The 17,283-nt window shown below is 73.4% G+C and carries 12 protein-coding genes; 9 read left to right on the top strand and 3 right to left on the bottom strand.

Going from position 1 to position 17,283, the window contains the following annotated elements; translation table 11 throughout:
• Positions 1-90: 90 nt before the first annotated feature.
• Positions 91-1,590, top strand: a complete 1,500-nt coding sequence (gene pdxR, locus V1634_RS08645) for a MocR-like pyridoxine biosynthesis transcription factor PdxR (protein WP_331207209.1) — start codon at positions 91-93, stop codon at positions 1,588-1,590.
• Positions 1,591-1,772: 182 nt separating this feature from the next.
• The gene (locus V1634_RS08640; RefSeq protein ID WP_331207208.1) at positions 1,773-4,115 is read left to right on the top strand and encodes a SulP family inorganic anion transporter; all 2,343 of its coding nucleotides are present in this window, start codon (positions 1,773-1,775) and stop codon (positions 4,113-4,115) included.
• A 122-nt stretch (positions 4,116-4,237) separates the two neighbouring features.
• Here V1634_RS08640 and V1634_RS08635 read toward each other — a convergent pair whose 3' ends face one another.
• Positions 4,238-7,273, bottom strand: coding sequence for a hypothetical protein (locus V1634_RS08635; protein ID WP_331207207.1), 3,036 nt, complete (start codon positions 7,271-7,273; stop codon positions 4,238-4,240).
• A gap of 216 nt (positions 7,274-7,489) precedes the next feature.
• Here V1634_RS08635 and nudC point away from each other — a divergent pair, with 216 nt between their 5' ends.
• On the top strand, positions 7,490-8,413 hold the full coding sequence (gene nudC, locus V1634_RS08630; RefSeq protein WP_331207205.1) for an NAD(+) diphosphatase: 924 nt from the start codon (positions 7,490-7,492) through the stop codon (positions 8,411-8,413).
• Between the two features lie 109 nt (positions 8,414-8,522).
• On the opposite strand, the gene V1634_RS08625 is transcribed toward nudC, so the two are convergent.
• Positions 8,523-10,517 carry a M14 family metallopeptidase gene (locus V1634_RS08625; RefSeq protein WP_331207204.1) on the bottom strand — a complete coding sequence of 665 codons (1,995 nt, stop codon included), beginning with the start codon at positions 10,515-10,517 and terminating at the stop codon, positions 8,523-8,525.
• A 266-nt stretch (positions 10,518-10,783) separates the two neighbouring features.
• On the opposite strand from V1634_RS08625, the gene V1634_RS08620 reads away from it, so the two are divergent.
• From V1634_RS08620 to V1634_RS08595, 6 genes are all read left to right on the top strand, one after another.
• The gene (locus tag V1634_RS08620) at positions 10,784-11,260 is read left to right on the top strand and encodes a hypothetical protein (protein ID WP_331207203.1); all 477 of its coding nucleotides are present in this window, start codon (positions 10,784-10,786) and stop codon (positions 11,258-11,260) included.
• A 208-nt stretch (positions 11,261-11,468) separates the two neighbouring features.
• Positions 11,469-12,260 carry a maleylpyruvate isomerase family mycothiol-dependent enzyme gene (locus V1634_RS08615; protein WP_331207202.1) on the top strand — a complete coding sequence of 264 codons (792 nt, stop codon included), beginning with the start codon at positions 11,469-11,471 and terminating at the stop codon, positions 12,258-12,260.
• Between the two features lie 133 nt (positions 12,261-12,393).
• Complete coding sequence (locus V1634_RS08610) at positions 12,394-12,864, top strand: hypothetical protein (protein WP_331207201.1); 471 nt, start codon at positions 12,394-12,396, stop codon at positions 12,862-12,864.
• The gene (locus V1634_RS08605) at positions 12,857-13,780 is read left to right on the top strand and encodes an alpha/beta fold hydrolase (RefSeq protein ID WP_331207200.1); all 924 of its coding nucleotides are present in this window, start codon (positions 12,857-12,859) and stop codon (positions 13,778-13,780) included. The genes V1634_RS08610 and V1634_RS08605 overlap by 8 nt, the downstream gene beginning before the upstream one ends.
• A 74-nt stretch (positions 13,781-13,854) precedes the next feature.
• The gene (locus tag V1634_RS08600; protein ID WP_101370230.1) at positions 13,855-14,223 is read left to right on the top strand and encodes a GntR family transcriptional regulator; all 369 of its coding nucleotides are present in this window, start codon (positions 13,855-13,857) and stop codon (positions 14,221-14,223) included.
• Entirely contained in the window at positions 14,220-15,248 is a 1,029-nt protein-coding gene (locus tag V1634_RS08595) for a hypothetical protein (protein WP_331207199.1), read from the top strand. Before V1634_RS08600 ends, V1634_RS08595 begins: the two co-directional genes overlap by 4 nt.
• Positions 15,249-15,303: 55 nt before the next feature.
• Here the strand turns inward: V1634_RS08595 and ilvD are convergent, their stop codons facing one another.
• Positions 15,304-17,151: a dihydroxy-acid dehydratase gene (gene ilvD / locus V1634_RS08590; RefSeq protein WP_331207198.1), complete on the bottom strand. Its 1,848-nt coding sequence runs from the start codon at positions 17,149-17,151 to the stop codon at positions 15,304-15,306.
• Positions 17,152-17,283: the final 132 nt, after the last annotated feature.

Below are 17,283 nucleotides of genomic sequence, written 5' to 3'. Positions count from 1 at the left end.
GTCGCCGTGCTGCCCGTGACGTTAGGTGGCATATTGGCCGTGCAGAAGCTCCAATTCCCGACAAGCTGATTGGGCCAATGGAGGCGGAACGTGGAGGTCCACGTACGGCTGGACGGCCGTGACGACCTGACCACTCAGATCTACCGACAGTTACGGGAGGCTGTGCTCGACGCGCGACTGCGGCCTGGGGAGCGGCTGCCGCCCACCCGCCAGCTGGCGGAGCGGCTCGGTGTCGCCCGCAACACCGTGGCGGCGGCGTACGACCGGCTCACCGCAGAGGGCTTCCTGGTCGGCCGGGTCGGCTCCGGGACGTACGTCGCGCCTCGCCGGCTGATCGGCGAGGCGCGAGGGGGGGGGGGGGGGGGGGGGGGGGGGGGGGTGGGCCCGCCGGGGGCGGGGGGGGGGGCGGCCCCCCCCCGACCCCGGACCGCCCCGATCGGCCGAGACGTCCGGCCCCGTCCGGTCTGGGACTCCGTCCCGGAGACGCCCCGACACCCCGCTCCGAGGTACGACTTCCGGGTCGGCGCCCCCGACCCGGCGCTGTTCCCGCTCCAGACCTGGCGGCGGCTCGTCGCCCGGCAACTCCGGGCCGCGACCGTCCGGTACCCGGCCTACACCGAACCGGCCGGGCATCCCGGGCTGCGCGCGGCCCTGGCCCGGCACGTCGGCATATCCCGATCGGTGCGGGCCGGCGCCGACGACATCCTGGTCACCCAGGGCGCGCAGCAGGCGCTCGACCTGATCGGTCGGGTCCTGATCGAGCCGGGCGACCGGGTGGCGGTGGAGGAGCCGGGCTATCCGCCGGCACGCCGCCTGTTCCGCACCCTCGGCGCCCGGGTGACCGGAGTGCCGGTCGACGCGGAGGGACTCGTCGTCGCCGCGCTGCCGGCCGACAGCCGGCTGGTCTACGTCACCCCGTCCCACCAGTTCCCGCTCGGCGTACCGATGTCGCTGGCCCGGCGTACCGCCCTGCTCGACTGGGCGGAGCGGCACGGCGCGGTGGTGATCGAGGACGACTACGACAGCGAGTACCGGTTCGCCGGCCGCCCGCTGGAACCGTTGCAGAGCCTGGACCGGCACGGCCGGGTGGTCTACGTCGGGTCGTTCTCCAAGACCCTGCTGCCGATGCTGCGGGTCGGCTTCCTGGTCGCGCCGGCCTCGCTGCGGCCCGCGCTGCGCACCGCGCGGCAGCTCACCGACTGGCACGGCGACCTGACCACCCAGGGCGCGCTGGCCGAATTCATCGACGAGGGCCTACTGGCCCGGCACATCCGCCGGACCAGCCGGGAGTACGGGGCACGCCGTGAACGGATCCTGGCCGCCCTGGCCGCGCACCTCGCCGGGTGGCTGCACCCGGTGCCCTCGGCCGCCGGGCTCCACCTCGCCGTCCGGCCCGACCCGCACCGGACCGGGGACCTGGCCGCAGCGGCGGCGCGGGCCCGCGAGAGCGGGGTCGCGGTGGAGAACCTGGCCGGCTACTACGCCGAGCGCCCCGCGCAACCCGGCCTGGTCATCGGGTACGGCGGCATCGCGCTGACCGACATCGACGAGGGAATCCGCCGCCTCGCCGCCGGCTTCGTCCAGCGATAGGGGCTGTGGACCAAGGTGATAAATCGTCGCTATAGGGATTGCTACTGACTTAACGCTACGATTCATGCGGACAGCGACGTTCCCCCTCCACCGCCCGACCAGCGCACCCGGAATCGGACGCGAGCCGGCCCGGCAACAATCCCTCCGCTGTCACCGCGGCCGGCGGAGCCGGAGGAGGCACCATGTCGCCCACCTCGATCGGCCTGGCCGACGCAGCTCACCGACTCCACCGCTGGTTCCGCCACGACGCGCGGTACGACCTGCCGTCCTCGCTCGTGGTCTTCCTGGTCGCGGTGCCGCTGTCGCTGGGCATCGCGGCGGCCTCCAACGCCCCGGTGGCCGCCGGCCTGATCGCGGCCGTGGTCGGCGGGGTCGTCGCCGGGCTGCTCGGCGGCTCGGCGCTCCAGGTCACCGGCCCGGCGGCCGGGCTGACCGTGGTCGTCGCCGAGTTGGTGAGCCGGTTCGGCTGGACGGCCACCTGCGCGATCACCGCCGCCGCCGGCCTGTTGCAGGTCGCGTTCGGGCTGTGCCGGATCGCCCGGACCGCGCTCGCCCTCTCGCCCGCGATCGTGCACGGAATGCTCGCCGGGATCGGCGTCACGATCGTGCTCGGGCAACTGCACGTACTCCTCGGTGGTGAACCCGGCACCACGCCGGTGCGGAACCTGATCGACCTGCCCGCCCAACTGGCGACCCGGCACGACCATGCGGCCCTGATCGGACTCACCGTGATCGGACTACTGGTGCTCTGGCCCCGGCTGCCGGCACCGGTACGCCGGATTCCCGGCCCGCTCGTCGCCGTCACCCTGGCCACCCTCGCCGCGCTCGTCTGGAACGACGTCGACCTGGCCCGGGTGGAGATGCCGGGGTCGCTGTTGGCCGCCGTACACCTGCCGGCGCTGCCGGAGGGGGACTGGCTGGCCGTCGCCGCCGCGGTACTGACCGTCGCCGTGATCGCCAGCGTGGAGAGCCTGCTCTCCGCCACCGCCGTCGACCGGCTCGCCGCCGACCGGGCCGCCCGGGACGACCGCCGGAGCACTCCGACCAACCTGGACCGGGAGATGATCGGCCAGGGCCTGGCGAACGGCGTCTCCGGACTGCTCGGCGGGCTTCCCGTCACCGGTGTCATCGTGCGCAGCTCCACCAACGTCAACGCGGGCGCCCGGACCCGGGCCTCGGCCGTACTGCACGGGGTGTGGGTCCTGCTCTTCGCGGTCCTGCTCGTCGTACTCGTCGAGCGGATCCCGTTGGCCGCGCTCGCCGGCCTGCTCGTCGTGGTCGGCCTGCAACTGGTGAAGATCTCCGACATCCGGCGGGTACGCCGGCACCGTGAACTCGCCGTCTACGTCGTCACCGCCCTCGGCGTGGTGGTCCTCAACCTGCTGGAGGGGGTACTGGCCGGACTCGTCCTGGCGATCGTGCTGATCCTGCGCCGGGTGGTCTGGGCCCGGGTGCACGCCGAGCGGGTACGCGGCGGTCCGGCGGGTCGCGAACACTGGTCCGTGCACGTGGAGGGGACGCTCAGCTTCCTCGCCATCCCACGGCTCTCCGTCGTCCTCGGGCGGGTGCCGCCGGGCAGCACCGTCGACCTGGAACTGGTCACCGACTTCGTGGACCATGCGGCCTCCGACCACCTCGACTGGTGGGTACGCCAGCACGAGACCACCGGCGGGCGGGTACGCCTCGACGAGGTCGGTCCGGCGGCCCTGCGCGGCGACCAGCCCCGGCCGTCCCGGCGGATCCACGCCCTGGTGCCGCCGCGCTGGTTCTCGCCCTGGTCGAGTTGGCAGGCCCGGCACCCGGACGGGGCGGGTGAGCCGAACCACACCGGACAGGTGGCCGGAGCGGCGCAGGCCGCGCTCCGGCCGCTGCACGTCGGGGTACGCGAATACCACCGCCGCTCGGCCGCCCGGCTGCGGCCGTTCCTCACCGAACTGGACGGTCGGCACAGGCCGTACAGTGCGTTCCTGACCTGCGCCGACGCCCTGATAGTGCCGAATGTGATCACCAGCAGCGGGCCGGGTGACCTCTTCACGGTGCGCAATCTCGGCAACCTCGTCCCCGCCGACCACCTGGCGGAGTGCTCGGTTACCGCCGCCGTCTCGTACGCCGTCGAGGTGCTCTCCGTACCGGCGCTGCTGGTCTGCGGGCACTCCGGCTGCGGGGCGATGCAGGGCCTGCTCGGTGGGCGCGACGAGGAGGAGAGCCACGTCGGGCGGTGGTTGCGGTGGGGGCGGCCGAGCCTGGCGGCGTGGCGGGCCGGCCACCCGGTCGGGTTGGCCGCCGCCGGAGACGGTCGCGCCGAGGTCGACCAGTTGGCGATGGTGAACGTCGCCCGCCAGGTAGCGGTGCTCCGGGAGTTCCTCGCCGCCCGTGGCGTGGAACCCGGGAAGGTGTCGGTGCAGGGGCTCTTCTTCGACATTCCGACCGGCCTGCTGCTGGTCCTCGACGAGCAACGGCAGCGGTTCACCGGGCCGCCGGAGCAGGAGTTGGAGATCAACGGCGCCAATTTCGTCCGGCCCTAGCCAGCTCCCGCTGTTCCGGCTGTTTCCGCTGTTCCGGCTGCTCGGCTGTTCCGGCCGCTGAAGGCTTGGACTGCTCAGGGGTTCGGCAATGTAGTGCCACGACGGGGTCTCGTGACAAGAGGTCACCCCTGCTGCGGGCCGTTGGCCCGGGACCAGAGCGCGGCCCAGCCGCCGCCGGCTAGCCACGACGAGGGCAGCAGCAGCCCGTGCCCCGCGATCCGTTCCCAGAACCCGTCGGGTACGGCACCCAGTTCGACGGCGTCGGGCCAGCTCGACTGCCAGCTCTCGTCCCGGAGCGACGACTGCGGGAAGCCGGGCACCCGTACCCGGCGGCGCGGCACCACGACGGTGACGCGCTCGGCGGAGAACCGGACCGTGGCGGACCCGGGATCGGGCCCTCCGGTGCGCAGACCACTCCAGGAGGTCACCGCGAGCGCGGCAGCCCGGAGCAGCCCGGCGTGCGGCCGGGACCGTACCCCGTCGGCCAACTCGGGACAGTCCTGCCGGAGCAGGGTGCCCAGGGCGACGCGCACGCGCAACGCGACCAGATCGGCGGTGCGGGCGACCGCGACGTGCCCGACCCGGGCCACCGGCCGGAGCGAGCCGGGCAGCGGCGCGTCCCGCAGCAGCGGAGCCAGCCGGTCCGGTGCGGGCAGCGACGGCGGAGTCGCTCGACGCGGCAACCCCGGCGCCACGGAACCGACGGTGACGGTCCTCCCTCCGGTCGACCCGACCGAGACGACCGCGACGGTGGACGGCGCCAGGGTCTGCACCGCACGGGCCAGCGGCCGGTCTCCGCTCGCCCGCCACAGCGCGACCGGGCCGGGCCCGGCCCGGTCGGCCAGGGCGAGCCGGCAGGCCTGGAGCACCGCCCCGGGCGTGGCCCGACGCAGTGCGGTGAGTGCGTCGTGCGGGTCGGCCGGCGGCGTCGCCGGTGCGCCGGCCAGTCGCGTCGCGAGCAGCGCAAGCACCTCGGCGGCCCGAAGGATGTCCGGTTGGCCGAGCGTGTCGGCCGCCGCCTCGTCGAGGCGGCGGCCGAGGTCGCGCAGCACCCGTACGGCGGAGGCGGGCCGCCGGCCGGTCCGGGGCGCCGCCGCGCCGGTCCCGTCGTGCCGGGCGGCACGGCGCGGCTGCGGGACGGTCGGCTCGGGAAGAGCGAGGTCGGCCAGCCAGGCGCTGGTCCGGTGCCGCAGTCTCGGATCGGGATCCTGGTTGAACCGGGCGCGGATCTCTTCGAGTCGCCAACCCCGGGCGCTGGGCCGAAGCTCGGCGTTGACCAGGATGCGGCCGTCCGGTGCGCGGAGCGCGACCAGCACGCTCCGGCCCCTGGTCGCGTCCTCGACGTACTGCGGGCTGGCGATGCAGTTGCCCATGTAGTCGGACCAGTCCGCCAACTGCCGGGCGGTCCGGGCCAGCTCGATCCGCGCATCGGTGCCGGGCAGCACCGTACCGTCGAAGCGTTCGACCGGCGGCGGGACGGTGAAGGCGCCGGTCAGCGCGGCCGCGATGGTGGCCTGGTCGCTCAGCCCGGCGACGAGTTCCGGCCAGCTCCGGCAGCGGGGCGGAAGCTGCCCTCCGAGGTCCACCAGTTGCGCGGCACCGGCGACGGCGAGCGGGATCGACTGCGGTCGGGGTACCAGCGGTTCGTCCGGGGCCGGCGGGTCGGTGTCGGGGACCGGGACGTGCGGCCGCGGGGTGATCACGGCCGCCGGATGACCGTTCAGCTCGGCGAGCGCGTCGGCGAGTTCGGCGTACCAGAGCAGGTCGCCGATCATCTCGACCTCGGCCGTCGTGCGGTCCGGTGCGGCGCGCAGCCGCTCGGCCAGCGGCGGGGTCGGTTCCGACGGAAGGATCGGCTGCTGGTCCCAGTCGGCGGGCCGATCCGGCGAGAGGTAGCCGACCCGGCGCCGCCAGACGTCCAGCGGGCTGCCGGCCCAGGCGGCGAGGGGTGCGCGCGCCGAGGCGGAGTCCAGCCCGGCGGTCGAGGTGACGAACTGCGCCACGACGTCCAGCATGATCCGGCCGTAGTCCCGGGCCCGGGCCAGCCGTTGGCCCAGGTAGGACGCCCAGCGCGGATCGGGCGGTTCGCCGGGCGCGGTCCGGGCGAGGATGTCCCGCAGGTACGACCCGGGCCGAGCCGGCAGCCCGGTCAGCCCCGATATCCGCCGCGCCGACCTCGATGCCTCGGGCGGGGACAGCTCGGCGACGGCCGCCTCGATCTCGTGCCGGTGTGCGGTCAGTGCCGCGTCCAGACCACGGTCGACCGCGCTCACCGCGACCCGGGCCAGCACCGTCGCCGCCATGGCGTCCCGGAGCACCCGGTCGGCGCGGGTCAGCCAGTAACCGGGCGACGGCTGCCACAATGCGGCCCGGAGGATCGTCGGCTCGCCCCACAGTTCGGTACGCAACCGCTCGGTCAGTTCGTCCTCCTCGTACCGCCGGTAGCGGACGGTGAGTTCGGCGGTGCGGTCCTGCCGGCCCTGCGACGCGCGCAGCCGTTCTCGCCGCACCTGCTGGGCACCGTGCGCGCAGACCCGCTGCCAGAGGTCGGTCAGCAGGGCGAGGCGGCGTGGCCGGGGCACCTCCCGGAGCACCCGGGTCAGGTGCCCACCCACCACCGAGGGCAGCCCGCCCGGGAACGGATCGACCCCGTCTGGCGCCCGCAGTTCGAGTATCCGGACGAGCTGTTCCGGTCCGAGTACGTCGCTCGCCGCGACCGCGAACCGCAGCACCGGCCACCGGCCCTCGTCGAGTACGGCCTGCGCGGCGGCGCCGAGCGGCTTCGTCGCGTCCGGGCCGAACAGTGCGACGAGTACGGCCCGCCGGTCGCCGAGCCGCCCGCCCAGCGCCGGCACCAGCAGGGCGGACAGTACGGCGTCCCGGCGGTCTCCGGCGGCGCCCTCGGTGCGGGCCGACCGGAACCCGTCACCGAGGTCGACGCCGGCACCAGCGGCCAGCACGCCGCCGACGGTGACCAGCCGGCCGAGTTCCGCGACCGCCCGCTCGGCAGCCTCCGGGGCGGCCGAACGGGGCCCCGACACGACCGGGCTGCCCGGGGCGAGTTCCGGGGACGGCGCGACAGCCCGGCCGCGCGGTCCGGCGGCCCAGACCCGGGTGTCCGGCCCTGGCACCACCCCACCCGACAGCCGCAATGTCACGAATTCATGATCCTCCTGCTGTCCAATCCATTTGCCGAGCCCGGAGTTCGGGGCGACCCGCCAGAGGTGCCCGCGCCGCGTCGGCTGCCGGACGAGGTCTGCCCGGGTTCGCGGGACCGCCAGCACCCGGGCGTACCATGCGGTGGTGTCGTCGATCAGATCCCACTTCCCGCAGGTCGGATCCGCTCCACCCGCCGGCCGGCCCGGTGGCGCCGGATGCTGAGCACGGGCGTCCTCACGGCGTACGCGGGCGGAGCGCTGGATCGGGCGGGTGGGCTGCGGCGGGACGCCGACGGGCTGCGCCGGCTCTTCGGAAGTGAGCGGGCCGAGGTGGTGCCGCTCTGGCGGGACCGCTGTCTGGTGGCGCGGGACGCGGTGCTGCGGTTGGTCGGCGACGGCAGGCGCGGGTTGCCGGACGGGCTCGGCGAACCGGTCTTCCTCGGTCTCGACGACGGTCGACCGGTGTTCGCCGTCGACCTCAGCGATCTGTCCGAGGAGGAGGCGCTTGCCGCGGTCGGCGCCGACCGGACGATGGACGTACGCCGGCTGGTGCACCGGCTCGATCCGGCCGAGGCTGCCGTGCTCGGGTATGCCCGCGGGCTCTGCCACTGGCACCGCAACCAGCGGTTCTGCGGCACCTGTGGCAGCCCGGCCCGGTCGGTGCAGGGCGGTGCGGCCCGGCAGTGCACGGGCTGCGACCAGGTTCTCTTCCCCCGGATCAGCCCAGCGGTGATCATGCTGGTGGAGCTGCCCGGCCCGCCGGCCCGCTGCCTGCTGGCCCGGCACGCCGGTGCTGACGAGGACTCCTTCGCGCTGCTCGCCGGCTTCCTGGAGGTCGGTGAGAGCCTGGAGGACGCGGTACGCCGGGAGGTGGCCGAGGAGGCCGGGCTGGCCGTCGACTCGGTACGGTACTTCGGCTCGCAGCCGTGGCCGTTCCCGTCCGGTCTGATGGTGGGCTTCTTCGCTACCGCCTCCTCGGAGGTGACCAGCGTGGACGGCGAGGAGCTGCTGGAGACCCGCTGGTTCAGCCGGGCGGAGCTGCGGGACCGGCGGGCGGCGCGCGGCCGGCTCGGCAACCCGGACTCGATCGACCGGCTGCTGCTGGAGACCTGGCTCGACGCCGCCCCGGACCCCGCGTAACGCCCGGTCTTCGCTCGGCTCCGGACCGTCCGCTGCCCCGGAGACGGATGTCCCCGCCCCGCCATGGTGGCGCACGGGGCGGGGACGACGAGGGATGCTCCTACGGTTGTCAGCGCAGCCGTGCCGGCGCGGAGTCGAGCCCGCCCCGGACGCTGACCGCCCGTACCGTGACCGACTCGGCCTCGGCCTTGCTGACCCGCAGTGTCACCCGCTGCTTCTTCCCGCCGTCCAGGAAGAACTGCGGAGCCTCGCCGACCAGTTGGGCGCCCTGCACCTGCACGGTGTCCGGAGCCACGATCTTGACTTCCTTCGCCTGCTCCAGCGCGGTCGGGATCCGGCCGGTGTTGGTGACGGTGGCGGTGATCTCGTGGGTCGCCCCGTCGCTCTGCCCGGCCCGGAGCTTGCGTACGCCGACCTGCGAGAGCGCCACCTGCGGCAGCGACTCGGTCAGGTAGATGTTGAACCGGGCCTGGTTCGCCGCCCACTGGCCGATCAGGTCGGGCGAGGGGTTCTGGGCCCAGAACTTCGGGTTGATCCCACCGACCTCGACGGCACCGAGCCTCGGATGCTGGATCTCCGTCCAGGGCAGGAAGCAGTTGGTACGCCGGTTCTCCACGCACCACCGCGACCGCTCCCAGTCGGCGAACCGCTCGTCTTTGTCGTAGTCGACGAAGTCGCCGCCGTTCCAGATCTCGTCGCCGTACCAGACGGCGCCGTACTGGAAGTAGCCGAAGTCGGGGCCGTGTCCGAAGAGCGCCTCCGGGTCGCCGCCGTTGCGGGTGGCGTAGTCGATGTAGACGCTGCCGGAGTAGCGGTAGCCGGTGAAGCCGACTCCGGCCCGGTCGAAGTGCTCGTAGAGCTTGCGGTCGCCGGTGTACATGCACTCGACCGGGTCGCAGGTCGAGGGGCCGCGCAGGTGCATCGGTACCCGGGTGTCCATGCTGTTCACCGCGCCGATGTTGGTGTGCGACATCAGCCAGGTGTAGACGTGCCGGGTCTCCGGCTCCGACAGCGGGTACTCGCCGGCGCCGGTCTGGGTGAGGTTCCGGCCGGTCTCGTCGTAGCCGGGCATGACGTGCCAGTTGTACGGGTAGTTCCGGTGCAGGTCGAGGCCGCCGACGCCGTCCTCGTTGTCCCGGCCGTCGCCGTCGTTGTCGACGCCCTCGGAGAACATCAGGTAGTCACCGTTGCCGGCACCGACGTTGCGCATCACGACCTTGGCCGGGTCGCGGTCGTCGACGACGTGGGTGCCCTTGCCGGCACCGACGTGCTGGCGCAGCTGCCCCAGGTAGCCGTCGCCGTTGAGGTCCTCGCCGGGGTCCTCGTCGAGCCTGCCGTCGGCGTCGTTGTCGGTCGGCCGGACCGAGGACCGGTTGGTCTGCGCGGTGTAGAGGTAGAGGTTGTGCCCGTCCGGGTTGTTCACCGGCCGGATGTAGACGGTCCTGGTGTCCAGGATCCGGTCCACCTGCCGGTCCCGGCCGGCCCGGCTGATCAGGTGGTGTGCCAGCCAGAGCGAACTCTCGGCCGAGGAGACCTCGCCGGAGTGCCGGTTGCCCTCGAAGAACGCCGCCGGCTTGTCGGTGTCCTTGCCGGTGGACTTGTCGGTGATGGTGAGCTGGTAGATCGGCTCGCCGCCGAAGCTCTCGCCGACGATGTGGAGGTCGACGATGTCCGGCCGCTGGTGTGCCCACTTCTTCAGCCACCACTGGATTTCGATCCCGGTGTGGAAGTGGTCGAAGTCCATCTGGCCCGGTTTCTTCGGCTGGACCTGCGGATACCGTACGACGTCGAAGGTGCTCTCCCCGTCGCGTTCGCCGGCGATGGTGATGGTCGGGGTGGTCGGGGTGACGCTGCCGGGGAACGGGCCGGGGTCCGCCGCCGGCTGCAACCCGATCGTGTACGTCGGAGCGGCGGAGAGTTCGGCGTCGTCGAGCGCGGCCGGATCGCCGGTGCCCCACAGGGGCGTACTGGCCAGCACGACGGCGGCGCCCGCCAGCAGGGTCACCAGCTTCGAGGTCGGCCGCCGGGCGGGTCGGGGTACCGGCGGGGCCGGCTGGCCGGGATCGGGTCGGTCGGGTGCGGAGCGGGTGATCTCGGAGCCCACGGTAGATCTCCTGTCGTCACTTCGGTGACCGCCTGCCGGGTCGGCAGGGTGGCCACTTTCCGTGTCGGGGGCGCCACCCAACGTGTACTCACTTGTGATCATGCTAATCGAGGCGTGTGCCGGTGTAAATATCCGGTGCTGGTGGCGGGAGTGGACGGTTTCCCCCGGCCCGCGACCGCCGTGGCGGGGCCGTGATAAATGCCCGGCCATCGTTTCGGCACTCTTGCTACGCTCCCCGCCGTTGCTCACGATCACGGGGGTTCCTGATGAATGTTCGATCTGTTCGCACCGGCCTCGTCGCCCTCTCTTTGGCGACCGTCGCCGTACTCGGCGCCGGCTGCCAGCCGGACGAGCCGACCACCGAGGCGGCCGGTACGCCGACCGCAGGCCCGAGCACGGCCGCACCGAGCCCGACCGCCGCGCCGAACACCAAGGAGGTCTGCGAGGCGGTCACCAACATCTTCCTGGACGGCAGCGTCAAGATCGCCGACGACTCGGTGAAGGCGATCGAGAAGCAGTTGAGCGTGGCGCAGCAGGAGAAGCAGCTCCAGACCACGCTGACCGGGCTCGCCGGCCAGTTGGAGGCCGAGGCCGCCAAGGCGACCGACCCGAAGGTCAAGGCGCTGGTCGAGGGAATCGTCGCCGACATCGAGTCCGGCGCGAAGTCCGGTGACCCGGTGAAGTTCCTCCAGGGCGAGTTCGTGCAGGTGGGCACGAGGATCGACAGGGAGTGCATCGGCTGACACCCGGGCGCCGGTGGCGGCGGCACGGGAAGCTGCCGGTGGCGGCGGCACGGAGTTGACGGTGGAGGCTCGCCGGCTCGCGGGTCGCCCGCCACCGCCGCGCGGCGGCCGGAGGGTCGGCGCCCGGTCGGGGCCAGCGGGCATGATGGGCGGGTGTCGCGCCGGCCGATCCGGAGCCGGCGACGTACGACCCGGGAGACAGGAAGACATGGCCACTACTGCCGACACAACCATCGCCGCCCTCCGCTCGGGCCACGACGAACTCGCGGCGCTGGTCCGCGACCTCGGCCCGACCGACCTGACCCGGCCGTCCGGGGCCAGCGAGTGGCAGGTGTCGCAGGTGCTCAGCCACCTCGGCAGCGGCGCCGAGATCAACGAGGCCACTCTCGACGTGGCGCTGGGCGGTCGCCCCGCGCTGGAGGCGGACTTCAACAAGCAGGTCTGGGCCCGGTGGGACGCGATGACCCCGATCGAGCACGCCGAGGGCTTCCTGGAGGCCAACCGCCGGCTCGTCGAGCGGTACGAGTCGCTGGACGCGGACACCCGGTCCAGCGTACGGATCGACCTCGGTTTCCTGCCCGAGCCGGTGGACCTGGGGACGGCGGCCGGGATGCGGCTGAGCGAGTTCGCCCTGCACGAGTGGGACGTGGAGGTCGCCTTCAACCGGTACGCGACGGTGGCGCCGGAGGCGGTGCCGCTGGTGCTCGACCGGCTCGACGGCCTGCTCGGCTGGATCGGCCGGCCGGACGCGGTCGGCGACCGGCCGGTGGAGCTGGCGCTGCGGCTGACCGACCCGGACCGGGTCCTGGGGCTGCGGCTGACCGACCGGGTCGAGCTGGTGGAGCGGCCGGAGCAGCCGGCCGGCGAGATCACCGGGCCGGCCGAGGCGTTCCTGCGGCTGGCCGCCGGCCGGCTGGCGCCCGAGCACACCCCCGACACGCTGACCGTGACCGGCCCGCTCGGCCTGGACGACCTGCGCCGGGTCTTTCCCGGCTACTGACCGACTCCACTCGCCCGAGCTGACCGGCAACGCCCGCCGGGCCGACCGGCGCCGCCCGCCCGCCCGGTCGCCGTCAACTGCTTGACAGTGCTCGTCAAGTACTTGACACTGGACGTCAAGTGAGGAGGGTGGCATGCCGCCGACCCGTGACGAACTCGTCGAGCAGCTTCTCCGGACGATGGACGTCCGGCTGCTCGATCCCCTGGAGATCCTGCTCGACGGGGACGACGCGGTCGACGCGCTGCGTACGGTGGTGCGGGTCCGGGCCGAGGCCTGGGCGCACCGGCTGGTCGACGGCGACGACCGGGAGGCGGTCGGCACCGCGATGCGGATCGTCTCGACGCTCTATCCCGGCGACGGCCCGTTCGAGCCCCCGCTCGACTGGTGGCGCAGCCCGCTGGGCCAGGTCGTCGCGCGGCGGGTCGGGCACCCCACCGCCGACTCGGTGACGTACGCGGTGGCCGGGGCGATGCTCGGGATCACCCGGCAGGGGGTCCACGACCTGGTCAACCGGGGCAAGCTGGTCCGTCATCCGGAAGGTGGTGTGCTGCCCTCCTCCGTCCGCGACCGGCTACTGGAGGAAGGGCGGCCCCGCCGTGTCTGACGTACCCCACAACCCCGATATTTCCATCGACTCCGGCCCGGTGCCGATCGTCGCCCGGGACTTCGGCGGCTCCGGCGCCCCGATGCTGCTGCTGCACGGCGCGGGCGGCAACCTGGTCACCATGACCGCGCTGGCCGAGGCGCTGCGACCGGCGCACCGGGTGGTCGCGGTCGACCTGCGCGGCCACGGCCGCTCCGGCGACGGCCCGTGGAAGTGGGACGAGGTGCTCGACGACCTCGGCGCCGTCGCCGACGAGCTGGAGCTGACCCGCCCGGCGGTGGTCGGCATGTCGCTGGGCGGCATGCTCGCCAGCCTCTGGGCGGCCCGTCACCCGGACTGCCCGGGCGCGGTCAGCCTGGACGGCAATCCCACCCCGAGCCGGCCGGAGGACCTCGCCGGCCTCGACCCGGACCGGGTGGCGACCGAACTCGCCCGGCTCCGCGAGGTCTTCGCCGGGATGTCCGCCGCGCTGGCCCGACCGCTGGACGCCGAGCAGGTCGCGGCGGCGCTCGCCGGGCAGCGGGACACGGCCCGGCGGTACGGCTCCGCCGAGGAGGTCTGGGTGGAGGCGTTCCGGCGCAACCTGGTGCCGGCGGCGGACGGGACGAGCCGGCTGCGCCCCGATCCGGAGCTGACCGAGGAACTGCGGCTGGCCATGGAGTCGCTGGACCTCGTACCCGCCTACCGTGCCGTCCGCTGCCCGCTGCTGCTGGTACTGGCCACCGTGGACATGCCGGAACAGCGGCCCTTCCACGACCTCTACGCCGCACACCGGCGTCGGGTCCTGGAGCGGCTGGCGACAGTCCGGGACAACCCGTGGCTGGAGGTGGTACCGCTGGACGGCGCCAGCCACGCCATGGTGGCCGAACGCCCGCGCCAACTGGCCGACCTGGTCACGGAGTTCCTCTCCCGCTAGGAGCCTGGGTGCGGATGCCCGGATCGGCGCGACGGGCTTGCGAATAGTGCTCGTTGTTCTAGTAGAATGCGAACATGTTGTTTCGGGTGTCACCGGGAAGCGGCGTACCGCTGGCCGAGCAGATCGCCGGCAGCGTGCGCCGGGCACTGGCCGACGGAGCGATCGGCCGGGGAGACCGGCTGCCGGCCGCCCGGGAACTCGCCGGCACGCTCGACGTGAACATGCACACCGTGCTCCGGGCGTACGCGGCACTGCGCGAGGAGGGGCTGATCGAGCTTCGCCGGGGCCGGGGCGCGGTGGTGACCGGGGAGGTCCCGCACGAACGGGCCCGGGTGATCGAGTCGGTACGGGAGTTGGTGACGGTTGCCCGCCGGGCCGGCGTCGGTCTCGACGAGGCCGTCGCACTGGTGCGGCAGCAGTATTCGAGAGAGGTGAGCGCATGAGGAGTGCCCGGTGGACGATCGGCAGCGGACTGCTGCCGGCGGCCCTGATCGGCGGCGCGGTGGCGGTGACCCTCGCCTGGCGCAGCCGCCTCCCGGAGAGCCTGCCCAACTCCGGCGGTGTCGGTGACCGGCCGATGGTCAGCACCATCGGCGTCGACACCCTGGCCGGGGTGTTGCTCGGCGCCGCGCTCACCGTCTGGCTGGCCGGGCTGCTGGTCTTCGCGCTGGCCCGCCAACTCCCCGGCACCGGGCGGCACTGGCTCCGGCTCGGCGCCCAGGTCGCGGTGAACGGCACCGCCGCGGCGGCCGGCACGGTGCTGCTGATGGCGCTGGCCGCCGCGCTGGACGCGCCGACGGCCGCCGACGTACACCTCTCCTGGGGTTACTTCGCCGCGATGATGGGGCTGCCGATGGTAGCGGCGGCGGTCGCCGGGCTGCTGGCGTACCTGCTGGCCGGCGCGGCACCCCCGGCGTCACCCGGCGCCGGGACGCCGACACCGACCCGGGCGGCGGCCGGGCCCGACGTCCCGGAGCCGGCGGTCGGGCCGGTGCTGGCGGCCGGTGCCGACGAGCGGCTGCTCTGGTGGGAGTTCCGGGCGCTCCGCCCGGTGCTCTGGACGACCGGGGCGCTGGCCCTGACCGGGGTGCTGATGGTCGCCGTCCTGGTGCCACTGGTCGGCGTCGTCGGCTGGGCGGGTGCCGCGCCGACGGTGTCGGCCCTGGCGATGCTGCCGTTCACCCGCTACCGACTGGTCATCGACGGCGAGGCGGTCCGGGTGGCGGTCGGCCCGCTGCGCCGAAGGGTGCCGATCTCGGCCATCGCCGCCGCCGAGCCGGACCACCTGGCGGTGGAGGACTGGCTGCTCCGCTCGTTCCTGCGCGGCTCCACCGCCGCCGAGGTGCCGCTGCTGCCCGGTCCGGCGCTGGCGCTCCGGCTGACCGACGGGAGCCGCCAGCTGGTCACCTGCCGGGACGTGCCGACCGCGGTGGCGATGGTGAACACCCTGCGGGCCCGCCTGAGCTGACCGGAGCGCCGGGCGTGGCGTCATGCGTCGGAAGACCCCACGCCCGGCGTCGCGCTCACTCCGGGACGCGTCGGTAGGCGCCGTCGCTGGCCGAGGTCGCCATCGAGGCGTACGCGCGCAGCGCGGCGGAGACCGGCCGCTCCCGGTCCACCGGCGTGTACGGCCGCTCCCGCTTCTCCTGCGCGATCCGGCGCGCCTGGAGCACCTCGGGTGCCACCGCCAGTTCCACGCTCCGGTTGGGGATGTCGATGACGATTTCGTCACCGGGCTCGACCAGCGCGATCAGCCCGCCGCCGGCCGCCTCCGGGGAAACGTGTCCGATGGAGAGCCCGGAGGTGCCGCCGGAGAACCGGCCGTCGGTGATCAGCGCGCACTCCCGGCCGAGACCGCGTCCCTTCAGGAACGAGGTGGGGTAGAGCATCTCCTGCATCCCCGGCCCGCCCTTCGGACCCTCGTAGCGGATCACCACCACGTCACCGGCGACGACCTGCTTGCCGAGGATCGCCTCGACAGCCGCCTCCTGCGACTCGTAGACCTTGGCCGGGCCCCGGAAGGTGAGGCACTCGGCCGGCACCCCGGCGGTCTTCACCACCGCGCCGTCCGGAGCCAGGTTGCCGTGCAGGATCGCCAGCCCGCCGTCGGCGGTGTAGGCGTGTTCCCGGTCTCGGATGCAGCCCTCAGCGGCGTCGGTGTCAAGGGTGGACCAGCGGTTGCTGGTGGAGAACGGCTCGGTGGTGCGTACCCCGCCGGGGGCGGCGTGGAACAGCTCGATCGCCTCCGGGCTGGCCTTGCCACCCCGGACGTCCCAGTCGGCCAGCCAGCCGTCCAGGTCGGCCGAGTGCACCGCGTGCACGTCCCGGCGGAGCAGTCCGGCCCGGTCCAGCTCGCCGAGGATCGCCGGGATGCCGCCGGCCCGGTGCACGTCCTCCATGTGGTATTTCGGCGAGTTGGGGGCGACCTTGGCGAGGCAGGGCACCCGGCGGGAGATCTCGTCGATGTCGGCGACGCCGAAGTCGAGTTCCGCCTCGCGGGCGGCGGCCAGCAGGTGCAGCACCGTGTTGGTGGAGCCGCCCATCGCCACGTCCAGCGCGACCGCGTTCTCGAACGCGGCCCGGGAGGCGATCGACCGGGGCAGCACCGAGGCGTCGTCGTCGGCGTACCACCGGTTGGCGATCTCCACGACGACCCGGCCGGCCTCCTCGAAGAGCGCCTTGCGGGCGGCGTGGGTGGCCAGCACCGACCCGTTGCCGGGCAGCGCCAGCCCGATCGCCTCGGTGAGGCAGTTCATCGAGTTGGCGGTGAACATGCCGGAGCAGGAGCCGCAGGTGGGGCAGGCGGAGCGTTCGATCGCGCCGAGCTGGTCGTCGGTGACCGCGTCGTTGGACGAGGCGATCATCGCGTCGATCAGATCGATCTTGTCGTGCACGATTCCCTCGATCGCCACCGTCTTGCCGGCCTCCATCGGGCCGCCGGAGACGAAGACGGTCGGGATGTTCAGCCGGAGCGCGGCGAGCAGCATGCCCGGGGTGATCTTGTCGCAGTTGGAGATGCAGACCAGGGCGTCCGCGCAGTGCGCGTTGACCATGTATTCGACCGCGTCGGCGATCAGTTCCCGGCTCGGCAGCGAGTAGAGCATGCCGCCGTGCCCCATCGCGATGCCGTCGTCGACGGCGATGGTGTTGAACTCCCGCCCGACGCCGCCGGCCTCGGCCACCGAATCCGCGACCAGGCCGCCGAGGTCCTTGAGGTGCACGTGCCCGGGTACGAACTGGGTGAAGCTGTTCGCGATGGCGACGATCGGCTTGCCGAAGTCGTCGTCGGTCATCCCGGTGGCCCGCCACAGCGCGCGGGCGCCGGCCATCGTCCGGCCATGTGTGGAGGTCTTCGACCGCAGGTCAGGCATCCGACCAGTGTGGCACTCCCGGCAGCCCCCTGCCGCCCCCCAACCCCACCGAGCCCACCCACCGAGACGCGAAGCGTGTAAGGAAGGGCCCCCGCTACAACAGAAAACGATAAGCGGGGGCCCTTCCTTACA

The organism is Plantactinospora veratri (assembly GCF_036421995.1).
Classification (GTDB): Bacteria; Actinomycetota; Actinomycetes; order Mycobacteriales; family Micromonosporaceae; genus Plantactinospora; species Plantactinospora veratri.
Note: the sequence above shows the minus strand (reverse complement) of the source record. Positions and strands in the feature narration are given on the sequence as shown.